The 22,219-nt window shown below is 68.5% G+C and carries 18 protein-coding genes; 10 read left to right on the forward strand and 8 right to left on the reverse strand.

Annotated elements, in window-relative coordinates; genetic code table 11:
- Positions 1-8: 8 nt before the first annotated feature.
- A complete protein-coding gene (gene zwf, locus ABIC63_RS28610) occupies positions 9-1,475 on the reverse strand; it encodes a glucose-6-phosphate dehydrogenase (RefSeq protein WP_354322279.1) in 1,467 nt (488 codons plus the stop codon).
- Positions 1,476-1,624: 149 nt separating this feature from the next.
- Here zwf and ABIC63_RS28615 point away from each other — a divergent pair, with 149 nt between their 5' ends.
- Entirely contained in the window at positions 1,625-2,263 is a 639-nt protein-coding gene (locus tag ABIC63_RS28615) for an HAD family hydrolase (RefSeq protein WP_294370646.1), read from the forward strand.
- A gap of 36 nt (positions 2,264-2,299) precedes the next feature.
- Here ABIC63_RS28615 and ABIC63_RS28620 read toward each other — a convergent pair whose 3' ends face one another.
- Positions 2,300-2,980, reverse strand: coding sequence for a lipocalin family protein (locus ABIC63_RS28620; RefSeq protein ID WP_294370644.1), 681 nt, complete (start codon positions 2,978-2,980; stop codon positions 2,300-2,302).
- Positions 2,981-3,111: 131 nt separating this feature from the next.
- Here ABIC63_RS28620 and tal point away from each other — a divergent pair, with 131 nt between their 5' ends.
- From tal to ABIC63_RS28635, 3 genes are all read left to right on the forward strand, one after another.
- The gene (gene tal / locus ABIC63_RS28625) at positions 3,112-4,065 is read left to right on the forward strand and encodes a transaldolase (RefSeq protein ID WP_354322280.1); all 954 of its coding nucleotides are present in this window, start codon (positions 3,112-3,114) and stop codon (positions 4,063-4,065) included.
- Positions 4,065-5,615 (forward strand): glucose-6-phosphate isomerase, encoded by a 1,551-nt coding sequence (pgi, locus tag ABIC63_RS28630; RefSeq protein ID WP_354322281.1) that lies wholly within the window; start codon positions 4,065-4,067, stop codon positions 5,613-5,615. The genes tal and pgi overlap by 1 nt, the downstream gene beginning before the upstream one ends.
- Before the next feature lie 134 nt (positions 5,616-5,749).
- Complete coding sequence (locus ABIC63_RS28635; protein ID WP_294370639.1) at positions 5,750-7,987, forward strand: NADP-dependent isocitrate dehydrogenase; 2,238 nt, start codon at positions 5,750-5,752, stop codon at positions 7,985-7,987.
- 186 nt (positions 7,988-8,173) lie between these two features.
- On the opposite strand, the gene groL is transcribed toward ABIC63_RS28635, so the two are convergent.
- Together groL and groES are read right to left on the reverse strand one after the other, a co-directional pair.
- A complete protein-coding gene (gene groL, locus ABIC63_RS28640; RefSeq protein ID WP_043113290.1) occupies positions 8,174-9,814 on the reverse strand; it encodes a chaperonin GroEL in 1,641 nt (546 codons plus the stop codon).
- Between the two features lie 29 nt (positions 9,815-9,843).
- Positions 9,844-10,134 (reverse strand): co-chaperone GroES, encoded by a 291-nt coding sequence (groES, locus tag ABIC63_RS28645; protein ID WP_017757321.1) that lies wholly within the window; start codon positions 10,132-10,134, stop codon positions 9,844-9,846.
- Between the two features lie 408 nt (positions 10,135-10,542).
- On the opposite strand from groES, the gene ABIC63_RS28650 reads away from it, so the two are divergent.
- From ABIC63_RS28650 to ABIC63_RS28670, 5 genes are all read left to right on the forward strand, one after another.
- Positions 10,543-10,938 carry a hypothetical protein gene (locus ABIC63_RS28650; RefSeq protein ID WP_114802262.1) on the forward strand — a complete coding sequence of 132 codons (396 nt, stop codon included), beginning with the start codon at positions 10,543-10,545 and terminating at the stop codon, positions 10,936-10,938.
- Positions 10,939-11,127: 189 nt separating this feature from the next.
- Positions 11,128-13,248: a TonB-dependent siderophore receptor gene (locus tag ABIC63_RS28655; RefSeq protein WP_354322282.1), complete on the forward strand. Its 2,121-nt coding sequence runs from the start codon at positions 11,128-11,130 to the stop codon at positions 13,246-13,248.
- A 30-nt stretch (positions 13,249-13,278) separates the two neighbouring features.
- Complete coding sequence (locus ABIC63_RS28660; protein ID WP_354322283.1) at positions 13,279-14,490, forward strand: PepSY-associated TM helix domain-containing protein; 1,212 nt, start codon at positions 13,279-13,281, stop codon at positions 14,488-14,490.
- Complete coding sequence (locus ABIC63_RS28665) at positions 14,487-14,738, forward strand: hypothetical protein (RefSeq protein ID WP_294370779.1); 252 nt, start codon at positions 14,487-14,489, stop codon at positions 14,736-14,738. The genes ABIC63_RS28660 and ABIC63_RS28665 overlap by 4 nt, the downstream gene beginning before the upstream one ends.
- 157 nt (positions 14,739-14,895) lie before the next feature.
- Positions 14,896-17,004, forward strand: coding sequence for a TonB-dependent receptor domain-containing protein (locus ABIC63_RS28670; protein ID WP_354322288.1), 2,109 nt, complete (start codon positions 14,896-14,898; stop codon positions 17,002-17,004).
- Between the two features lie 121 nt (positions 17,005-17,125).
- On the opposite strand, the gene ABIC63_RS28675 is transcribed toward ABIC63_RS28670, so the two are convergent.
- Positions 17,126-18,613, reverse strand: a complete 1,488-nt coding sequence (locus ABIC63_RS28675; protein WP_294370627.1) for a nucleobase:cation symporter-2 family protein — start codon at positions 18,611-18,613, stop codon at positions 17,126-17,128.
- Positions 18,614-18,762: 149 nt separating this feature from the next.
- On the opposite strand from ABIC63_RS28675, the gene ABIC63_RS28680 reads away from it, so the two are divergent.
- Complete coding sequence (locus tag ABIC63_RS28680; RefSeq protein WP_354322284.1) at positions 18,763-19,647, forward strand: LysR family transcriptional regulator; 885 nt, start codon at positions 18,763-18,765, stop codon at positions 19,645-19,647.
- Between the two features lie 7 nt (positions 19,648-19,654).
- Here the strand turns inward: ABIC63_RS28680 and ABIC63_RS28685 are convergent, their stop codons facing one another.
- The 3 genes from ABIC63_RS28685 to ABIC63_RS28695 are packed head-to-tail and all read right to left on the reverse strand — an operon-like array spanning position 19,655 to position 22,132.
- A complete protein-coding gene (locus tag ABIC63_RS28685; protein ID WP_354322285.1) occupies positions 19,655-20,380 on the reverse strand; it encodes an ABC transporter ATP-binding protein in 726 nt (241 codons plus the stop codon).
- Entirely contained in the window at positions 20,373-21,170 is a 798-nt protein-coding gene (locus tag ABIC63_RS28690) for an ABC transporter ATP-binding protein (protein WP_354322286.1), read from the reverse strand. The genes ABIC63_RS28685 and ABIC63_RS28690 overlap by 8 nt, the downstream gene beginning before the upstream one ends.
- On the reverse strand, positions 21,167-22,132 hold the full coding sequence (locus tag ABIC63_RS28695; RefSeq protein ID WP_294370620.1) for a branched-chain amino acid ABC transporter permease: 966 nt from the start codon (positions 22,130-22,132) through the stop codon (positions 21,167-21,169). Before ABIC63_RS28695 ends, ABIC63_RS28690 begins: the two co-directional genes overlap by 4 nt.
- Positions 22,133-22,219: the final 87 nt, after the last annotated feature.

Below are 22,219 nucleotides of genomic sequence, written 5' to 3' on the forward strand. Positions count from 1 at the left end.
GCCTGCCCCTACTGCTCTTCGCTCCAGGCCAGCCCGTCGCGCGCGATCATGGCGCTGCTCGCGCTCGGCCCCCAGGTGCCGGCGGCGTAGGGGCGGGGGCCGCTGTCGTTCTGCCAGGCCTCGATCAGCGGCTCCACCCAGCGCCAGGCCTCTTCCTGCTCGTCGCTGCGCACGAAGAGGTTGAGGCGGCCATCGATCACGTCCAGCAGCAGCCGCTCGTAGGCACCGACGCGCTCGGTGCCGAAGCGCTGGCCGAAGTCCAGGTCCAGTTGCACGGTGGCCAGCGGCTGGGTGCCGTCACCGCTGCGCTTGCGGCTGTTCTGGGCCTGCGCCAGCAGGTGCAGCTCCAGCCCGTCCTTGGGTTGCAGGTTGATCACCAGCTTGTTCGCCGAAGCCCCCGCGGGCGCGCGGAAGATGGCGTGCGGCGTCGGTTTGAAGTTGACCTCGATGCGCGCATCGCGCGAGGCCAGGCGCTTTCCGGTGCGGATGTAGAAGGGCACGCCGGCCCAGCGCCAGTTGGCGATTTCGGCGCGCAGGGCGACGAAGGTCTCGGTGCGGCTGGCCGGGTCGATGCCCGGCTCCTGCAGGTAGCCCTGCACCCGCTCGCCGTAGGCGGTGCCGGCGGTGTACTGGCCACGTACCGCGTGCATGCCGATGGACTCGGGCGTCCAGGGCTTGAGGGAGCGCAGCACCTTGAGCTTCTCGTCGCGCAGCGCGTCGGCATGGGCGTTGATCGGCGGCTCCATGGCCACGGCGCACAGCAACTGCAGCGCGTGGTTCTGCACCATGTCGCGCAGGGCGCCGGTCTGGTCGTAGAAGGCGCCGCGTTTTTCCACGCCCAGGTCCTCGGCGATGGTGATCTCGATGCTTGAGATGTACTCGCGGCGCCACAGCGGCTCGAACAGCGCATTGCCGAAGCGCATGGCGAACAGGTTCTGCACCGAGGGCTTGCCCAGGTAGTGGTCGATGCGGAAGACCTGCTCTTCCTGGAGTACCTTGCCCACCGCGGCATTGATGGCGCGGTTGGAGGCCAGGTCGTGGCCCAGCGGCTTCTCGAGCACCACGCGGGTCTTGGGTCCACCGAGGCCGGCGGCGGCGATGCGCTCGACGGTCTGGGTGAAGAGCGAGGGCGCGGTGGCCAGGTACATCACCACCGTGTCGGCATCGCGCTGCTGGAGCGTCTGCGCCAGGCGCTCGTAGTCCGCCGGCTTGGACAGGTCCATGCGCAGGTAATGCAGCAGGTCGGCGAACTTCTCGAATTCCTCCGGGCTGGGCCGCTTGGCGCCTTCGACGGCCTTGAAGCGGGACTGGATGAGTTCGCGGTACTGCGCATCCGACAGGTCATCGCGCGCCACGCCGATGATGCGGCCACCGGCCGGCATGCTGCCGTGGCGGAAGGCCTGGAAGAGGGCGGGCATCAGCTTGCGCCAGGCCAGGTCGCCGGTGCCGCCGAAAAGAACGAGGTCGAAACTCATGGGGCAGAACATGCGCGCTGCGCGCGCGGTGGATGCGGGGCCCCGACTGTAAGCGGCGCGCCACATGCCGCATCCACGGATGTACGCCGCATGACGGGTCTTGCTGGCTTGCTGGCCAGGGCCTGCAGAGGGCGGACGACAATCGCGCCATGAACCTGGTCTTCGATCTCGGCGGCGTGCTCATCGACTGGCAACCCGCCGATCACCTGAAAAAGCACTTCCCGCAGCGGGCGGCCGACGACGCCTCGGCCCATGCGCTGGTCCGGGCCTTCTTTCACCATCAGGACTGGCTGGATTTCGACGGCGGCTTGCGGGAAGCCGAGGACGTGGCGGCGCGCACCGCCCAGCGACTCCAACTTCCGCCGGATGCGGTCAGAGAACTGGTCGTGCCCTTGGGCGAGATCCTTCAGCCCGTGGCCGTCACCGTCGACATGCTGGCCCGGCTGGCCGAGCAGCGCGACGCGGGCGCGTCGCTCAAGCTCTATTACCTCTCGAACATGCCGCTGCCCTACGCGCGGGCGCTGGAGCGTCGCCTGCCCGAACTGTTCGGGCGCTTCGACGGCGGCGTGTTCTCGGGCGACGTCAAGCGCATCAAGCCGAATACCGAGATCTTCGAACTGCTGGCGTGGCGTCATGGTCTGGTGCCTGCCGACACCCTGTTCATCGACGACTCGGTGCCGAACGTGGAGTCGGCGATGGCCCTGGGCTGGCAGGCGCTGCACTGCACCTCGCCGGCTGCGCTCGCTGCGCAACTGCCGCGGATGGTGGACAAGGCGCTTGGCACCTGAGCACGTGCCGCGGGCCTGGGCGCTTGCGTGGCCCGCTCAGGCGGGCGCGTCCTGCGCGCCGCTTCGCACGACCTGGTCGATGTCGAAGCCCAGCGTGCGGGCGTAGTCCAGTTCGGTGGCCAGGCTCGCCTCGTCGAGGTGCTGCACGCGCGAGAGCACCCACAGGTAGTCGCGCTTGGGCGTGCCCACCAGCGCCACCTGGTAGTCGCGGTCGAGCTTGAGGATCCAGTAGTCGCCCCACACGACCGGAAGCCAGCGCAGCCATGCGGGTGCGAAGCTCACCGCCAGACGGCCGGCGCCGGGCAGGCCTGCCACGCGCACGGCGTGGGCAATGCCCACCGACTCGTCCACCTGGCCGTCCTGCCGGAGACAGCGGTTGCGCACCTCGACCGTGCCGTCCGGCAGCGGGGTGTATTCAGCCGACACGGTACCGCCGCAGGCCTTCTCGAAACGGTTGGGCAGCCGGGCCTGCTCATACCAGACGCCCGCATAGCGCTTGAGGTCCACCGGCGCGACCACTTGGAGCGGTGCGCGCATCAACGGGGCGCCGTCCGCGGGGCCGGCGGGCAACTGCCGGCGGCGGGCCCACTTCAGGCCCGCCATGGCGGCGATTCCGCCCACGCAGAAGGCAGCCGCCAGCAGCGCGATGCGGTGGCTGGTGGCGTGGTCGTTGTCGAGGGCCTGGCTCTCGCTCAGGTCGTGGCCGGTACGGCTCATGGGGTCTCCCGGTGAGTGGATCGGAACAGCACGACAACTTAGTGTCCCCGGCGCGCGCGGCCTGTCAGCCACCAGCCAAAAGCCGCGTGCGCACGCGGGTTGCGCCACAGTCGCGCGACATAATCGTTTGCATGAACCAACTCGACGCCCTCCGCCAATGGACCACCGTGGTCGCCGACACCGGTGACTTCCGTCAGCTCGCCCAGTTCAAACCGCAGGACGCGACCACCAACCCGTCGCTGATCCTGAAGGCGGTGCAGAAGCCCGAGTACCGGCCGCTGCTCGACGAGGCCCTGTCGCGCCACGCCGGCCGGCCGCTGGACGAGATCGTGGACCGGCTGCTGGTGCGCTTCGGCTGCGAGATCCTGGCGCTGGTGCCTGGCCGGGTGTCGACCGAGGTGGACGCGCGCCTTTCCTTCGACACCACGGCCACCGTGGCCCGCGCGCTGCGGCTGGTTGAGCTGTACAAGGCCGAGGGCGTCGACGTCGAGAAGCGACTGCTGATCAAGATCGCTGCGACCTGGGAGGGCATCGAGGCCGCGCGCGAGCTGGAGGCCCGCGGCATCCACACCAACCTGACGCTGCTGTTCTCTTTCGCGCAGGCTGTGGCCTGCGGTGCGGCCGGCGTGAAGCTCATCTCGCCCTTCGTGGGCCGGATCTACGACTGGTACAAGAAGAGCGCGGGTAGCAGCTGGGACGAGGCGGCCAGTTCCGGCGTCCACGATCCCGGCGTGAAGTCGGTGCGCCGCATCTTCGACTACTACAAGCGCCACGGCATCGCCACCGAGGTGATGGGCGCGAGCTTCCGCAACGTGGGCCAGATCGGTGCGCTGGCCGGCTGCGACCTGCTGACCATCAGCCCCGAGCTGCTGGCCGAGCTGGCCGCCAGCGAGGCACCGCTCGCGCTGGCCCTGGACGCCGCCTCGGCGCGCGACCGCGCCGACATCCCCAAGGTCACGCTCGACGAGCCGGCCTTCCGCTTCGCGCTCAACGAAGACGCCATGGCCACCGAGAAGCTGGCCGAGGGCATCCGCGGCTTCACGGCCGATGCGGTCAAGCTCGACAAGCTGATGGGAGCCGCCTGATGCCCGTGCGCTGCGAGCAGACGCCCGCCTGGGCCCGCCTCCAGGCCCTGCGTGCAGAGCGCCAGGGCTTCGACCTGCGCCAGGCCTTCGCCGGCGATGCCAGCCGCGCCGCTGGCCTGAGCCAGGAGGCGCCGAACATCTTCGCGGACCTGTCCAAGAACCTGATCGACGCCGAGGTCGAGCAGGTCCTGCTGCAGCTGGCCGCCGACTGCGGCCTGGAAGCGAAGCGGGCCGCGCTCTTCGCCGGGGAGCCGATCAACAGCACCGAAGGCCGCGCCGTCATGCACTGGCTGCTGCGCACGCCCGCCGGTGCCACGGGCCTGGCCCCGGCTGCCGCAGCCGAGCTGCCGGCGGTGCACGAGACGCTGGACGCCATGCTGACCTACGCCGAGAAGGTGCGGTCCGACCACACCATCACCGACGTGGTCAACATCGGCATTGGCGGCTCCGACCTCGGCCCGCAGATGGCCGTGCTGGCGCTGGCCGAGCAGGTGGCGCCGGGCAAGCATTTCCACTTCGTGTCCAACGTGGATGGGCATGAACTGGCCGGCGTGCTCAAGGGCCTGGCGCCGGAGCACACGCTGTTCCTGATCGCCTCCAAGACCTTCACCACGGCCGAGACCATGGCCAACGCCCAGTCGGCCAAGCGCTGGTACGAGCAGTCCGGCGGCACCGACATCGCCGGCCACTTCGCGGCGCTCACCACCAACGTCGATGCGGCGCGCGCCTTCGGCATCGACACCACCTTCGGCTTCTGGGACTGGGTGGGCGGCCGCTATTCGATGTGGTCGGCCATCGGCCTGCCCGTCGCGCTGGCTGTGGGGGCCGAAGGCTTCCGCCGTCTGCTGGCGGGTGCCCATGCCATGGACGAGCATTTCCGCACCGCGCCGTTGGCCCACAACCTGCCGGTGCGGCTGGGCCTGCTGGATGTCTGGTACCGCAACTTCCTGGGCTTCACCAGCCGCTGCATCGCGCCGTACCACAGCGCGCTGCGCCGCGTGCCGGCCTACCTGCAGCAGCTGGAGATGGAAAGCAACGGCAAGCAGGTGGACCTGGACGGCCGGCCGCTCGCCGTGGGCACCTCGCCCGTGCTGTGGGGCGAGCCGGGCACCAACGGCCAGCATGCCTACTTCCAGATGCTGCACCAGGGCACGGACGTGGTGCCGCTGGAATTCGTGGCCGTCCGCCAGCCGGCGCATTCGCTCGAAGGCCACCATGCCAAGCTGCTCGCCAACGCCCTCGCGCAGGCGCAGGCGCTGATGGTGGGCAAGGCCGACGCGGGCGGGCATCGCAACTTCCCCGGCAACCGGCCGAGCAGCTTCTTCGTGCTGGACGAGCTTACGCCCGAGTCGTTGGGCGCCTTCATCGCCATGTACGAGCACCGGGTGTTCGTCAGCGGCGCGATCTGGGGCATCAACAGCTTCGACCAATGGGGCGTGGAGCTGGGCAAGGTACTGGCCAAGGACCTGGAGCCGCGGCTCGCCAGCGGCGACGTGCAGGGGCTGGACGCCTCCACGGCCCAGTTGCTGGGTCGGCTGAAACAGGGCTGATCACGCCGCTTTCCCTTCCTCGGCCCGGGCCTGGCGTCCGGGCCGAAGTCCGTCTGGCGACGCCTGCGCCGATCAGAGCGAAAATGCCCGCCGGACCCGATTCCGACCATCTTCTCCAAGGACATCCCAGCGCCATGAGCACGACGTCTCCGACCATCATCTACACCCTGACCGACGAAGCGCCCGCGCTCGCCACCGCCTCCTTCCTGCCCATCGTCCGCACCTTCGCGCAGGCCGCGGGCGTCGACGTGCAGACCAGCGACATCTCGGTGGCCGCCCGCATCCTCGGCCAGTTCCCGGAGTGCCTGACCGAAGAGCAGCGCGTGCCGGACAACCTCGCCGCGCTCGGCAAGCTCACGCTCAAGCCCGAAGCCAACATCATCAAGCTGCCCAACATCAGCGCCTCGGTGGCCCAGCTCAAGGCCGCCATCAAGGAACTGCAGGACAAGGGCTACAAGATCCCCGACTTCCCTGAGAATCCTCAGACTGACGAAGAGAAGGACATCCGCGCGCGCTACAACAAGTGCACCGGCTCGGCCGTCAACCCCGTGCTGCGTGAAGGCAACTCCGACCGCCGCGCGCCCAAGGCCGTCAAGGAATACGCCCGCAAGAACCCGCACAGCATGGCGCCCTGGAGCCAGGCCTCGCGCTCGCATGTGTCCCACATGCACGCCGGCGACTTCTATCACGGCGAAAAGTCGATGACGCTGGACCGCGCCCGCGACGTCAAGATGGAGCTGATCACCAAGAGCGGCAAGACCATCGTGCTCAAGCCGAAGGTGTCGTTGCTCGACCGTGAAGTCATCGACTCGATGTTCATGAGCAAGAAGGCGCTGCTGGCCTTCTACGAGAAGGAGATCGAAGACGCCCGCGAAACCGGCGTGATGTTCTCGCTGCACGTCAAGGCCACCATGATGAAGGTCTCGCACCCCATCGTGTTCGGCCACTGCGTGAAGATCTTCTACAAGGACGCCTTCGAGAAGCACGGCAAGCTGTTCGACGAGCTGGGCGTGAACGTCAACAACGGCATGGTCGACCTCTACAACAAGATCGCGACGCTGCCGACGGCCAAGCAGGACGAGATCAAGCGTGACCTGCATGCCTGCCACGAGCACCGGCCCGAGCTGGCCATGGTGGACTCGGCCAAGGGCATCACCAACTTCCACTCGCCCAACGACATCATCGTCGACGCCTCCATGCCCGCGATGATCCGCAACGGCGGCAAGATGTGGGACGCCAACGGCCGCCTGAAGGATGTCAAGGCCGTGATGCCGGAGTCGACCTTCGCCCGCATCTACCAGGAGATCATCAACTTCTGCAAGTGGCACGGCGCCTTCGACCCCAAGACCATGGGCACGGTCCCCAACGTCGGCCTGATGGCGCAGCAGGCCGAGGAATACGGCTCGCACGACAAGACCTTCGAAATCCCCGAGGACGGCGTCGCCAACATCACCGACCTGGCCACCGGCGAGGTGCTGATGAGCCAGAACGTGGAGCAGGGCGACATCTGGCGCATGTGCCAGGTCAAGGACGCCGCCATCCGCGACTGGGTCAAGCTGGCCGTCACCCGCGCCCGCAATTCCGGCATGCCCGTGGTCTTCTGGCTGGACCAGTACCGCCCGCACGAGGCGCAGCTGATCACCAAGGTCAAGATGTACCTGCATGAGCACAACACGACCGGCCTGGACATCCAGATCATGAGCCAGGTGCGCGCGATGCGTTACACGCTGGAGCGCGTGATCCGCGGCCTGGACACCATCAGCGCCACCGGCAACATCCTGCGCGACTACCTGACCGACCTGTTCCCGATCATGGAACTGGGCACCTCGGCCAAGATGCTGTCGATCGTGCCGCTGATGGCTGGCGGCGGCATGTACGAGACGGGCGCTGGCGGCTCGGCCCCGAAGCACGTTCAGCAATTGGTGGAAGAGAACCACCTGCGCTGGGATTCGCTGGGCGAGTTCCTGGCCCTGGCCGTGAGCCTGGAAGAGCTGGGCATCAAGAACAGCAACGCCAAGGCCAAGGTGCTGGCCAAGGCGCTGGACACCGCCACCGGCAAGCTGCTGGACAACAACAAGGGCCCGAGCCCCAAGACCGGCCAGCTGGACAACCGCGGCAGCCACTTCTACATCGCGCTGTACTGGGCCCAGGCCCTGGCCGAGCAGACCGAGGACGCCGAGCTGGCGGCCAAGTTCAAGCCCCTGGCCGAGAAGCTGGCCGCCGACGAGCAGAAGATCGTCGCCGAACTGGCCGAGGTGCAGGGCAAGCCGGCCGACATCGGCGGCTACTACAAGACCGACCCGGCCAAGACCGAAGCCGTGATGCGCCCCAGCAAGACCTTCAACGAGGACCTGGCCAGCGTCGCTGCCTGATCGGGTTCCGGGCTGCAGTGCAGCCCCGGCCCATCAACGAGAAAGCCGTCGCATGCGACGGCTTTTTTTCGCCCCGCCGAAGCAGCGCGCAGGCGGGCGCCCATGAAAAAAGCCGGGCTCTGCCCGGCTTTTTGATCTGACTTGAACAGAGCCAAATCGAGCGCGCAGCAGCGCGCTCGATTTGAATTACATGTCCATGCCGCCCATGCCACCCATGCCACCGGGCATGGCAGGCGCTGCAGACTCGTCCTTCGGCGCTTCGGCGACCATGCACTCGGTCGTCAGCAGCAGGGCAGCCACGGAAGCGGCGTTCTGCAGGGCGGTGCGGGTCACCTTGGTCGGGTCCAGGATGCCCATCTCGATCATGTCGCCATAGGTGTCGTTGGCGGCGTTGAAGCCGTAGTTGCCCTTGCCTTGCAGCACGGCGTTCACGACCACGCTCGGCTCGCCACCGGCGTTGGCGACGATCTCGCGCAGGGGCGCTTCGATGGCCTTCAGGATCAGCTTGATGCCGGCGTCCTGGTCGGCGTTGTCGCCCTTGATGTCACCCACGGCCTGCTTGGCACGCAGCAGGGCCACGCCACCACCGGCCACCACGCCTTCTTCCACCGCGGCACGCGTGGCGTGCAGGGCGTCTTCGACGCGGGCCTTCTTTTCCTTCATCTCGACTTCGGTGGCAGCGCCGACCTTGATCACGGCCACGCCGCCGGCCAGCTTGGCCACGCGCTCTTGCAGCTTCTCGCGGTCGTAGTCGCTGGTGGCTTCCTCGATCTGGATGCGGATCTGCTTGACGCGGGCTTCGATGTCGGCAGCGGCACCGGCGCCATCGATGATGGTGGTGTTTTCCTTGCCCACTTCGATGCGCTTGGCCTGGCCCAGGTCGGCCAGGGTCACCTTCTCGAGCGACAGGCCCACTTCTTCAGCGATGACCTTGCCGCCGGTCAGGATGGCGATGTCTTCCAGCATGGCCTTGCGGCGGTCGCCGAAGCCAGGTGCCTTGACGGCCACGACCTTCAGGATGCCGCGGATGGTGTTGACCACCAGGGTCGCCAGCGCTTCGCCGTCGACTTCTTCGGCAATGATCAGCAGCGGACGGCCGGCCTTGGCCACGGCTTCCAGCGTGGGCAGCAGGTCACGGATGTTGCTGATCTTCTTGTCGAACAGCAGGACAAACGGGTTGTCCAGCAGTGCGGCCTGCTTCTCGGGGTTGTTGATGAAGTAGGGCGACAGGTAGCCGCGGTCGAACTGCATGCCTTCGACGACGTCCAGCTCGTTGGCCAGGCTCTTGCCGTCTTCGACGGTGATCACGCCTTCCTTGCCGACCTTGTCCATCGCGTCAGCAATGATCTGGCCGACGTCGGTGTCGCTGTTGGCCGAGATGGAGCCGACCTGGGCGATTTCCTTGGAGGTCGTGGTGGCCTTGCTGGACTTCTTCAGCGCTTCGACCAGAGCGGCGACCGCCTTGTCGATGCCGCGCTTCAGGTCCATCGGGTTCAGGCCGGCGGCCACGTACTTGGAGCCTTCGCGCACGATGGCCTGGGCCAGCACGGTGGCGGTGGTGGTGCCATCACCGGCGTTGTCGCTGGTCTTGGAGGCCACTTCCTTCACGAGCTGGGCGCCCATGTTCTGCAGCTTGTCCTTCAGCTCGATTTCCTTGGCCACGGACACACCGTCCTTGGTCACGGTGGGGGCGCCGAAGGAGCGCTCGAGCACTACGTTGCGGCCCTTGGGGCCCAGGGTCACCTTGACGGCGTTGGCGAGGATGTTCACGCCTTCGACCATGCGTGCGCGGGCGTCGCCGCCGAAGACCACGTCTTTTGCTGCCATTTTGTGTTTCTCCTAGATCCGGGGATTGATTACTTCTCGACGACCGCGAACAGGTCGTCTTCCTTCATGACCAGCAGCTCTTCGCCATCGACCTTGACGGTCTGGCCGGAGTACTTGCCGAACAGCACGCGGTCGCCGACCTTGATGTTCAGGACGACGAAGTCGCCCTTGTCGTTGCGCTTGCCGGGGCCGACGGCGAGGACTTCACCCTGGTCCGGCTTCTCGGCGGCGTTGTCGGGGATCACGATGCCCGAGGCGGTCTTGGTTTCGCTTTCAACGCGCTTGACGATCACGCGATCGTGCAGAGGACGAAGTTTCATTAGGAATCTCCTGGAAGAGGGACGGAATGAGGGTTGTGCGGCGGGGCAGCGAGGCCCTGCCATCCACTTGGCGCCGGTGCTGTTAGCACTCACCGCCAGCGAGTGCTAATCATAAGGACTTTTGGCGGCGTTTCAACAGGGCGCGGGCCTACAGCGTGTCTGGACAGCAACCGGCAAGTCAGGACTTGACTATTCGTTGCGAACAATCGGCGCTGTTTAATCCATTAATTGTTCGCGTTATGGAAACGTTCCGGCCACGGCTTGGCACGCAGTAACGCGGCTTTGCGGGCGCATCATTCATTCCACGGCGCCGATGAAACCCCAAGCGCCGCCACCGCCCGGCGACGACCCGTCGCCCCGCAGGCTCTCAGTGGGTGACCCATCCTCGCTACAGAAAAGGACAACATCATGACCAAGACTTCCAAGACCCTCGCTGCCGCCGCGCTCGCCCTGTTCGCCGCCGCCGGTGCCGTTCATGCCGAGGAATACGAAGGCGTGCTCCAGTTCAACTCCAACCTCAGCCGCGCCGAAGTGCAGACCCAGGGTGTCGCTGCCGCCCATGGTCCCGATCTCTACGCCGAAGGCGCCCTGGCTCACACCACGCCGGTGATGAGCTCGCCGCGCCTGCGCGCCTCAGTGCAGGCCGAAGCCGTTGCGGCCGCCCATGCGCCCGACCAGAACGTGCAGGTCGGCTCGCGGGGCGACCAGCGCTTCTTCGCCGGCATCGCTCCGAGCACCGTGGTCGGCGGTACCACCTGGGCGATCCGCGGCAACACGAGCGCTGCCCAGCAAGGCGCTGAATAAGCCAACCTTGCGCGGGGAGGCCAGAGGGGCCGGCCCGTGTCTTTTTTCATAGGCGCCTGCGGGCGCCTTTTTCAATGGCGGCCACCACGCATTCCCACAGGCGGCGCCAGCCCATGCCGAAGCGTCAGCATCACGTCAACTTAGAATAAAAATTGTTCTCAGTTGTATTGTTATGAGGATCGCTTGTCCATGCCTTTCGACGCATCGTTGCCGTCTCCGCGCCGCCCAGGGGTGGTCCAGAGTGCCTGGGTACTTCTGCTGAGCACGGCCGCAGCCTCGGCCCAGGTACCCGCGGTTTCATCGGCTGCGAACACCTTGCCGACGGTGCGTGTCGATGCCGAGGCACCGGCCGAGACCGCCACCTCGCCGGTCATCGGCTACCGCGCCACGCGCAGCGCCACGGCCACCAAGACCGACACCCCCCTGGCCGAGACGCCGCAATCCGTGACCATCGTGACGCGCGACCAGATCGTGGACCAGGGCGCCACGAACCTGCAGGACGCGCTGGGCTATGCCGCTGGCGTGCGCTCGGACGCCTACGGCCTGGACTCGCGCAACGATGCCGTGCGCGTGCGCGGCTCGACGCCGGACGTCTACCTCGACGGCCTCAAGCAGGCCTACGGCTACTACACCAGCACCACCCGCACCGACCCCTACACGCTCGAGCGGCTGGAAGTGCTGCGCGGACCTTCCGGCATGCTCTTCGGCGCCGGCACGGCCGCGGGCGTGGTCAACATGGTCAGCAAGCGGCCGCTGTTCGAGACGCAGCGCGAAGTGGGCGTGCAGTTGGGCAGCTGGAACCGCCGCCAGCTGCAGGCCGACCTGACCGGCCCGCTGAATGCCGAAGGCACGCTGGCCTATCGGCTGATCGCCGTGGCCCGCAAGTCCGACACGCAGGTCGACCATGTGCCGGACGACCGGCAACTGCTTGCGCCCTCGCTCACCTGGCGGCCCACGGCCATGACGTCGCTGACCCTGCAGGGCCTGTGGCAGCAGGACAAGAGCGGCAGCTCGTCGCAGTTCTTCCCGTGGCAGGGCACGATCCTGCCCAACCCGAATGGCCGTTTGCCCACCGACCGCTTCATCGGCGAGGCCGGCGACCACTACGACAGCACCCGCCGCACTTTCGGCTGGCAGTTCGAGCACCGCTTCAACGACCAGTGGGCCGTGCGGCAGAACTTCCGCGTGGCGCGCAACGTGAACGACGCGCACTACAGCTACGGGGACTTCTTCACCATCCCCGGCGGCTGGGGCGCGGACCCGATCGGCCAGCGTCGGCTGGGCCGCTACACCGACAGCAGCCTGACCCGCAACCAGATCGCCAACCTCGACAACCATGTCGAGGGCCGCTTCGCCACCGGCGCGCTGCAGCACACGCTGCTGCTGGGCGCCGACTTCTCCCGCCAGCACGAGCGCGTGTGGAGCGGCACCAGCTACAGCACCATCGACGCCTACGCACCGGTGTACGGCAACGTGCAGTCGCCGGTGCGTGCGCCGCTGCCGCGCACCGAGCAGCGGCAGTCCGGCATCTACGTGCAGGACCAGATGAAGCTCGGCCGCTGGACCTTCGTGGCTGGCCTGCGCCACGACAGCACCCGCAGCCAGTCCGACGGCAGCGAGGCGCAGCGCGACTCGGCCAACACAAGGCGCTTCGGTCTGCTCTACGGCTTCGACTCCGGTTGGGCGCCGTACCTGAGCTATGCCGAGTCCTTCACGCCGCAGTCGCCGCGCCTGGGGCAGACCTTCAGGCCCTTGCGGGGCGAGCAATGGGAGGCCGGTGTGCGCTACGAGCCGCCGGGCCGATCATTGGCCTTCAGCGCCGCCGTCTACGACCTGAAGGAAAAGAACCAGATCGTCCAGACCCTGCCCAATGTCTTCGACCAGTTGGGTGTCACCCGCACGCGCGGCGTGGAACTGGAGGCCAAGGGCTCGTTCACGCGCGACCTGGATGTCGTGGCCCACTACAACTACACCGACCTCGATCCGCTGCTGGAGGGCCTGCCGCGCCACCAGGCGAGCGTCTGGGCCAAGTACCGCTTCGCCATCGCGGGCACGCCCGGCTTCTCGGCCGGCGCGGGCGTGCGCTACATGGGCAGCTTCCGCGACACCTCGGGCGGCGCCGCCGGGCCGCAGATCCCGTCGGTGGCGCTGCTGGACTTCGTCTTCGCCTACGAGACCGACCAATGGCGCTATGCCCTCAACGTGAACAACGCGACCGACAAGGTGTACTACAGCACCTGCCTGTCGCGCGGCGACTGCTGGTGGGGCGCCCGCCGCAACATCGTGGCCAGCGCCACCTACCGCTTCTGATCGGCATCGCCGGGACCCCACGATATGCGCATGGACAGCAAGACCATCAAGACCTGGGCCTGGGTGCACAAATGGAGCAGCCTCGTCTGTACGGCGTTCATGCTCCTGTTGTGCCTCACGGGCCTGCCGCTGATCTTCCACCACGAGATCGGCCACCTGCTCGGCACCGAGGTGGAGGCACCGAAGATGCCCGCCGACACGCCGCGCGTGAGCCTGGACCGCGCGCTCGAAGTGGCGCGCGCCCAGCATCCGGACCGGGTGGTGCAGTTCGCCTCGCACGACGAGGACAGCGAGGACATCTGGTTCGTCACCCTGACGCCGACGCCCGCGCCCACCGACGATTTCCGCTCGGTGGCGGTGGACGCGCGCACCGGCCAGGTGCTGGCCCAGCCGCGCTTCGACCAGGGCTTCATGTGGATCATGTTCAAGCTGCACGTCGACCTGTTCGCCGGCCTTCCGGGCAAGCTCTTCCTGGGACTCATGGGCCTGTTGCTGCTGGTGGCGCTGGTCAGCGGCACGGTGCTGTACGCGCCCTTCATGCGCAAGCTCGAATTCGGCACCGTGCGGCGCGACAGACGGCCGCGCGCCAAGTGGCTGGACCTGCACAACCTGCTGGGCATCGTCACCCTGACCTGGGCCTTCGTGGTGGGCGCCACGGGCATGATCAACACTTGGGCGGACCTGGTGATCAAGTACTGGCAGCACGACCAGCTGAGCGCGCTGCTGGCGCCCTATCAGGGTCAGCCGCTGGTGCCGGTGGCCGAGCGCGCGCCGCTGCAGCGGGCGCTCGAGGCCGCCAAGGCCCAGGCCCCCGACAAGCGCCTGTCCTTCATTGCGTTCCCGGGCACGGCGTTCTCGAGCCCGCACCACACCACCTTCTTCCTGCGCGGGCAGGAGCCGCTCACCTCGCGGTTGCTGCAGCCGGTGCTGGTGGATGCGCGCACGGCAGAGGTGACGGCCGCGCCCCAGTTGCCGTGGTACGTGACGGCGCTGCTGGTGTCGCAGCCGCTGCACTTCGGCGACTACGGTGGCATGCCGATGCAGATCCTGTGGGCGCTGCTGGACATCGCGACCATCATCGTGCTGGGCAGCGGGCTGTACCTGTGGCTGCGCAAGGGCGATCCGGCGCATGTGCACCGGTCACAAGGCAAGGCGGGCGCCGCCTCGGCCGGGACCGAACGCCCCGCGTCCCTGCCGCCGCAGCCCGTGCAGGCACGCACGCGCCTGGAGTCCCCGCGATGAGGGCCCGTCCGGCGGATGCCACGGGGCATCGTGGGGCGAGCGTCGCCGATGGCGCTCCAGCGAATCCCGGCGCCGACCATCGACCCTGGGGCGGCATGTGGGGCTGGCCGCTCGTCTTCGGCGTCTCGACCGCCATCGGCCTGGTCTCTTCGCTGTTCAGCGATGGCGGCTTCGGCGACTGGCTGGGCTGGCTGACCCTGGGTGCGCCCGTGGCCGCCTGCCTCTGGTGGGGCTGGCTGCGGCGTTGAGTCGTCTCGATCGATCACCGCACGAGGTGTACGCGGCCGCGCCACCGTCGTGTGTGCCATTGCGCCACAAGGTTGTCCGGCCACGGCAATAGGCGCCTGCACCGACGCGGCCGGGCGTCGGCCTCCCGCAGAATGCCCGCCCATGAACACATGGCGCATGGCGAAGACGGTGGGGGTGGTGGTGGCGACGGCCCAGGCGGGGGTGGCCGCCGCGCAGGTGTCGGTGGCCGGACAGCTGCCCGAGGTGACGGTGAGCACGCCCAGCGGACCACAGCCGGCGTTTGCCGTGCCGGGCTCGGTGGACCGCGTCGAGGGCGCCGATCTGCGCGACAACCGGCTGGGCGCGCAACTGAGCGAAGGCCTGGGCGCCGTGCCGGGCCTGCAGATCCGCGACCGGCAGAACTTCGCGCAGGACCTGCAACTCTCCATCCGCGGCTTCGGCGCCCGCTCCACCTTCGGCGTGCGCGGCGTGCGGCTGTATGTGGACGGCATTCCCGCCACGCTGCCCGACGGGCAAGGCCAGACCTCCAACATCGACATCGCCTCGCTGGAGCGCATCGACGTGCTGCGCGGGCCGTTCTCGGCCCTGTACGGCAATTCGTCCGGCGGCGTGGTGCAGGCCTTCACGGCGTCGGGCGAGGCACCGGCCAGCCTGTCGTACAGCGTGGCCGGCGGCAGCAACGGCACCTGGCGCACGGGCCTGGTCGGCAGCGGCAAGCAGGGCGCCGTCGACTGGCGGCTCAGCGCGAGCCGCTATTCGACCGATGGCTGGCGCGCGCATTCGGCCGCGCAGCGCGACCTGGCCAATGGGCGCGTGGGCATCGACCTCGACCAGGGCGGCAAGCTCACGCTGGTGTTCAACCGCGTGACGGTCGATGCGCAGGATCCGCTGGGCCTGACCGCGCAGCAGTTCGCCACCGCGCCGCGCAGCGCCGATGTGGCGACGCAGTACAACACCCGCAAGACGGTGACGCAGAGCCAGGCCGGCATGGTGTTCGAGCAGCCGCTGGGCGCGCAGCAGTCCGTGCGGGTGATGCTGTACGGCGGCGAGCGCGGCACGACGCAGTACCAGTCCATCCCGCCCTCGGCGCAGCAGAACCCGCGCCATGCCGGCGGCGTGATCGACCTGGACCGCCACTATGCGGGTGCCGATCTGCGCTGGACCGGCAAGTTCGATCTGGCGGGCCGGCCCTTCGAGCTGGTCGCCGGCCTGGGCTACGACAGCCTGCGCGAATGGCGGCGCGGCTACGAGAACTACCTGGGCAGCGCCGCGCAGCCGATGCTGGGCGTGCAGGGCCGCCTGCGCCGGAACGAGCGCAACGAGGTCTTCAACGTCGACCCCTATGCCCAGGCCACCTGGCGCTTTGCGCCCGACTGGTCGGCCGAATTCGGCGTGCGTCGCAGCCGCGTGCACTTCGATTCGCAGGACCGCTACATCACCGCCGCCAATGGCGACGACAGCGGCACCGCCGCCTACAGCCGCACGCTGCCCGTGGCCTCGCTGCGCTGGACGCCGATACGGGACCTGGCGCTGTATGTGTCCGCCGGCCGCGGCTTCGAGACGCCGACGCTCAACGAGCTCTCGTACCGGTCGGATGGCGTGGGCGGCCTCAACTTCGGGCTGCGCCCCTCGGTGAGCGACAACGTCGAGCTGGGCGCCAAGGCCCGGCTGGCCGGTGGCATGCTCACGGCGGCGCTGTTCCAGACGCGGACCCAGGACGAGATCGTCACCGACACCAACGTCGGCGGCCGCTCCACCTTCCGCAATGCCGGGCGCACCAGGCGGCAGGGCGTGGAACTGGGCTGGCAGCACGAGACCGAGGACCACTGGCGCACGCAGCTGGCCTACACCTGGCTCGATGCGCGCTACCAAGACGCCTTCTGCACGCCCACGCCCTGCAGCGCTGCCAACCTCGTGCCGGCCGGCCGTCGCCTGCCCGGCGTGGCCAGCCAGTCGCTGTATGCGGCCTACGGCTGGATGCCGCCGCAGGGCTGGCGTGCGGGCGCCGAGCTGCGCGCCGTCGCCAAGGTCTGGGCCAACGACCTGAACACCGCCCGGGCGCCGGGCTATGCAGTGGCGGCCATCCACGCGGGTTACGTGCTCAAGCTCGGTCGCTGGGACCTGAATGCCTTTGCCCGCATCGACAACCTGTTCGACCGGCGCTACGCCGGCTCCGTGATCGTCAACGAAGGCAATGCGCGCTATTTCGAGCCGGCGCCGGGACGGACGTGGACGGTGGGGATGGGCGGGACGTACAGCTTCTGACGCTGCGGTTCGCGCAGCGCTTCGGCAGGAGCGCCGTAGCCGATCTGCCCGCAAAAAGAAAAGAGCCGCCGGGGCGACCCGGCGGCTTTCTTCATCGGGGGCGCAGGGAAGGGGGCGCCGATCAGTGCGCCTCCGCCTGCCGCGCCGCGGCGATGCTCGCCGCCTCGTCATGCCGCGCGCCGTTCAGGAACAGGTTCAGCACCACCGCCGTGATCGAGGTCAGCAGGATGCCCGACTCGATCAGCGGATGGATGCCGTGCGGCATCCACTGCTTGAAGTTGGGCGCCAGCAGCGGAATCATGCCGATGCCGATGGAGACGGCCACGATCATCGCGTTGTGGCGGTTGGTCTTGAAGTCCACGCCGCTCAGGATGCGGATGCCCGTGGCCAGCACCATGCCGAACATCACCAGGCCCGCGCCGCCCAGCACCACGGTGGGCAGCGACTCCACCAGTGCCGCCATCTTGGGCAGCAGCCCCAGCACGATCAAAATCACGCCGCCGGCCACGCAGACGAAGCGGCTCTTCACGCCGGTCACCGCCACCAGGCCCACGTTCTGCGAGAAGCTGGTGTAGGGAAAGGTGTTGAAGATGCCGCCGATCAGCGTGCCCAGGCCGTCGGTGCGCAGGCCGCGGGCCAGGTCCTGCTGGCCCACCTTGCGGTCGGTCATCTCACCCAGCGCGAGGAACATGCCGGTCGACTCGATCATCACCACGATCATCACCAGCGTCATGGTGAAGATCAGCACCGGGTCGAAGATCGGCATGCCGAAGTGGAAGGGCAGCACCACGTCCACCCAGGCGGCCTTGGCCACCTTGTCGAAGGTCATCAGGCCCATGGCCGCCGCCGCGATGGCGCCGATGACGATGCCCAGCAGCACCGAGATGTTGGCCACGAAGCCCTTGGCGAACTTCACGATCAGCAGGATGGACACCAGCACCAGCGCCGAGATGCCCACGCCGGAGAGGTCGGCGTACTTGGGGTTGGGCACCGTGGGCATCAGCGCGATGCCCTTGGGCGCCGGTGGCAGCGAGGAGCCGGGCGAGGTGACGTCGGCCAGCCACTTGGCATAAGCCGGATCGACCACGGCCGGAGCCGTCGGGCCCACCGGGTTGCCGAAGATCCAGTTGATGCCCACGCGCATGAGCGTAATGCCGATGACCGCGATGATGGTGCCGGTCACCACCGGCGGAAAGAAGCGCAGCATGCGGCTGACCAGCGGCGCGATCAGGATCGAGACGATGCCCGCGCCGATGATCGAGCCGAAGAGCAATTGCGCCCCGGCCTGGCCCGGGTTGCCGTTGGCGATGGCCACCATCGGCGCCACCGATGCGAAGGTCACGCCCATCATCACCGGCAGGCGGATGCCGAACCACTGCGTGGCGCCCAGCGCCTGGATCAGCGTGACCAGGCCGCAACAGAAGAGGTCGGCCGAGATCAGCAGCGCCACCTCCTGCGGGCTGAGCTTGAGCGCACGGCCCACGATCAGCGGCACGGCGACGGCGCCGGCGTACATCACCAGCACATGCTGCAGGCCCAGCGCGGCCAGCTTGCCACTGGGCAGCTTCTGGTCGACGGGGTGCACGGACAACGAAGCAGACGAACTCATGGGGACGAACTCCTCGCCCTCAATCGTGGGGCTGGCGCGAAGCATAGAGAAAGCCAAAAATCGTCAAAGACGGTCAATCCGATAATTCAATCGCGTCCTTCGATCAATGGGCGCGGAAAGGGCGGTTTCCCTTGGCAATCAAGTCTTCCTTGCCGGAGCTCAGGGTTTTCCTGGCTGTGGCCGAAAGCGGCCATTTCACGCGGGCGGCGGAGCGACTGGGCATGTCGCAGTCCTCGCTCAGCGCGGCGCTGGGCAAGCTGGAGCGGGAACTTGGCGCGCGCCTTTTCGACCGCCACACGCGCGCCTGCCGCATGACCGACGCCGGTGCGGCGCTGCTGCCGGCTGCGCGCCGGCTGGTGGCGGACTGGGACCACCTGGTGGCCGACGCGCAGGACTTCGGCCGCTTCGCTCGCGGCCGGGTGGCGGTCGCGGCGCCCAACGCCCAGTGCGCGCTGCTGCTGCCGCCGGTGATCCGCGCCTTCGGCGAGTCGCATCCCGGGGTGCGGGTGGTGCTGCACGATGTGCCCGAGCACGAGGTGCACGCCCTGGTGCGCAGCGGCGCGGCCGACCTGGGCATCGCCACGCAGACCGATGCCCGCACCGACCTGGTGGCCTCACCACTGCAGTCGGACGAGTTCGTTGCGGTGATGGCGCCCGACCATCCGCTGGCCGCGCGCCGGTCGCTGGAATGGTCGCAGCTGGCGCGGTCGCCGGTGATCGGCTATCTGCCCGGCAATCCGGTGCGCACGCTGCTGGAGGAAAAGCTGGCCGCCCGCGGCATCGCGCTGGACTATGCCTTCGAGATCGCGCTGCCCTGGACCATGATGGGCCTGGCCCGCGAAGGGCTGGGCGTGGCCGTGGTGACGATGGCGCTGCGGCCGCTGGCGGTCTGGCATGGGCTGGCGGTGCGCACCGTAGGCCGGCCGCAGGTGGCGCGCATGCTCACGCTGCTGAGGGCGCCGGCGCATTCGCCGTCGCCGGCGGTGGCGGCCTTTCGGGAGCAGCTGATGGCGGCGACGGGTGCGCGGCTTTGAGCCAGCCTCAGGCGCCCTCGGCGGCGATGCCCACGCCCAGAAGCCCTTCGAGCAGTGCCGCATCCTGCGCCAGCGTTGCGCTCGGCCCTGAATGCACCACCGTGCCGCGCTCCAGCACGATGGCCTCGTGCGTCATCTCCAGGGCCAGCACCGGATGCTGCTCGACCACCACCGAGGCCAGGCCTTCGCCCTCGCACAGCTGGCGGATGGCGGCGGCCAGTTCCTCCACCACGATGGGCGCCAGGCCTTCCATCGGTTCGTCCAGCAGCAGCAGCGAGGGGTTGGTCATCAGCGCCCGGCCGATGGCCAGCATCTGCTGCTCGCCGCCGGAGAGCTGATGGCCCTGGTTGCCGCGGCGTTCGCGCAGGCGCGGGAAGAGGCCGTACACGCGCGCCAGCGTCCACGCGCCCGGCCGCGCGATCACGCGCAGGTTCTCCTCGACGGTGAGCGAGGGGAAGACCTCGCGCTCCTGCGGCACCCAGCCCAGGCCGGCGCGGGCGCGGCGGTGCGGCGCCCACTGCGTGATGTCCTCGCCCTGCCAGCGGATGGCGCCGCGCGTCACACGCGTGTGACCCATCAGCGTCTCCAGCAGCGTGGTCTTGCCCACGCCGTTGCGGCCCAGGATCGCCAGGCTGCGGCCGGGTGCGAGCGAGAAGCTCAGCCGGTCGAGCACCACCGCCTGACCGTAGCCGGCGACCACGCCGTCGAAGGCGAGTTGCGCGGTCTCAGCCATGGGCGGGCTCCTGCGTGTGGGCGCCCGGCAGGTGCGCATGGGCGCGGCCCAGGTACACCTCGCGCACCCGCGGGTCGGCGGCGATCTCGGCGGGCGTGCCCTCGGTCAGCAGTTGGCCGGCCACCAGCACCGAGATGCGGCGGGCGAAACGGAAGACGAGCTGCATGTCGTGCTCGATGAACAGCACCGCCACGTCGGCGGGCAGCGATGCGACGGCGTCGAAGATCTCGCCGCTCTCGTCCTTGGGCACGCCGGCGGCGGGCTCGTCCAGCAGCAGCACGCGCGGGCGAGTCGCCATGGCCAGGGCGATTTCCAGCAGGCGCTGCTTGCCGTAGGCGAGCTCGGCGACAGGCACATGAGCCAGGTCGCCCAGCCGCAGCAGGGCCAGCAAGCGCTCGGCCTCGTCATGCAGCGGCCGGTAGCGGCCCATCGGCTTCCACCACACGGCGCCGATGCGCTCGCGCTCGGCCAGGGCCAGCAGCACCGACTGCAGGGGTGTGAGACGCGGGAAGAGGGCGTTGATCTGGAAGGTGCGGGCGAGGCCGCGGCGCACCCGCGCATCGGGCGACCAGGCGGTCACCTCCTGCCCGTCCAACTGCACACGGCCTTCGGAGGGCTTGAGCACGCCGGTCAGCAGGTTGATCAGCGTGGTCTTGCCGGCGCCGTTGGGGCCGATGAGCGCATGCCGATCGCCAGCCGCGAGCGACAGGTTGACGCCCGCCACGGCCTGGAAGGCGCCGAAGCGCACGCCCAGGTTGTCCGTCTGGAGCAGCAGGGGCGCCGCGCTCATGTCGTTTCTCCCACTGGCTTGCGACGCCTTTGCGTCAGCCGGGCCAGCAACCCCATCAGCCCCCCGCGGCCCACCAGCACCGCAGCGATCAGGAACAGCCCCAGCCAGAACATCCAGTACTGCGGATTCATGTCGGCGAAGCGGTCGTGCACCAGCATGTAGACCACCGCGCCCAGCATGCCGCCATAGAGCCTGCCCGTGCCGCCCAGCACAAGGATGATCAGCACCTCGGCCGAGCGGTTGAAGCCGATGGACTCGATGCCGACGAACTGCGTGGTCTGCGCCAGCAGCGCGCCGGCGATGGCCGCCACGCCGGCCGAGAAGGCATAGGCCATGCGCAGCCGCGCATCCACCGGCGTGCCCAGCGCCAGCATGCGCTTGCGGTTGTCGTGGATGCCGCGCAGTGCCATGCCGAAGGGCGAACGCAGCACCCGCCGCACCACCAGGAACACGGCCAGCACCACCACGAAGCTGTAGACGAAGGCCGTGCGGCCGAAGAAGTCGAACTCGAAACTGCCCAGCAGCGGCGACACCGCCATGCCCTGCAGCCCGTCGGTGCCGCCGGTGATGGCAGACAGCCGGTTGGCCAGCTCGTAGAGCAGCACGCAGACGGCGATGGTGATCATCAGCCGCGCCAGGTCGGTGCCGCGCACGACCAGCCAGCTCAGCAGCCAGCCCAGCGCCAGGCCGACGGCCAGCGCCACGGCCAGGCCGCTGATCGGCTCGCCCCAGCCATGCTTGGCCAGCAGGCCGGCCGCATAGGCGCCGGCGCCGAAGAAGGCCGCGTGGCCCACGGTGAGGATGCCCGCGTAGCCCAGCGCCATGTCCAGCGACACGGCGAACAGGCCGAAGATCAGCACCTGACTCATCAGCGTGAGCTGCTCGGGCATCAGGAAGAAGCAACTGGCCAGGACCGCCCAGAAGGCGACTTCGGCCGCAAGCTGAGGTCGCGGCGCGCTCATAAGGCAACCTCCATCTTGACGCTGCCCCGGACAGGTGCTGAGGTGGCGAACCGACTTCCGTGCCCTCGTGGTGACTGCCCGTGGCGC

Source organism: Pseudacidovorax sp. 1753 (assembly GCF_040544975.1).
In the GTDB taxonomy this organism is placed as follows: domain Bacteria; phylum Pseudomonadota; class Gammaproteobacteria; order Burkholderiales; family Burkholderiaceae_C; genus Xenophilus.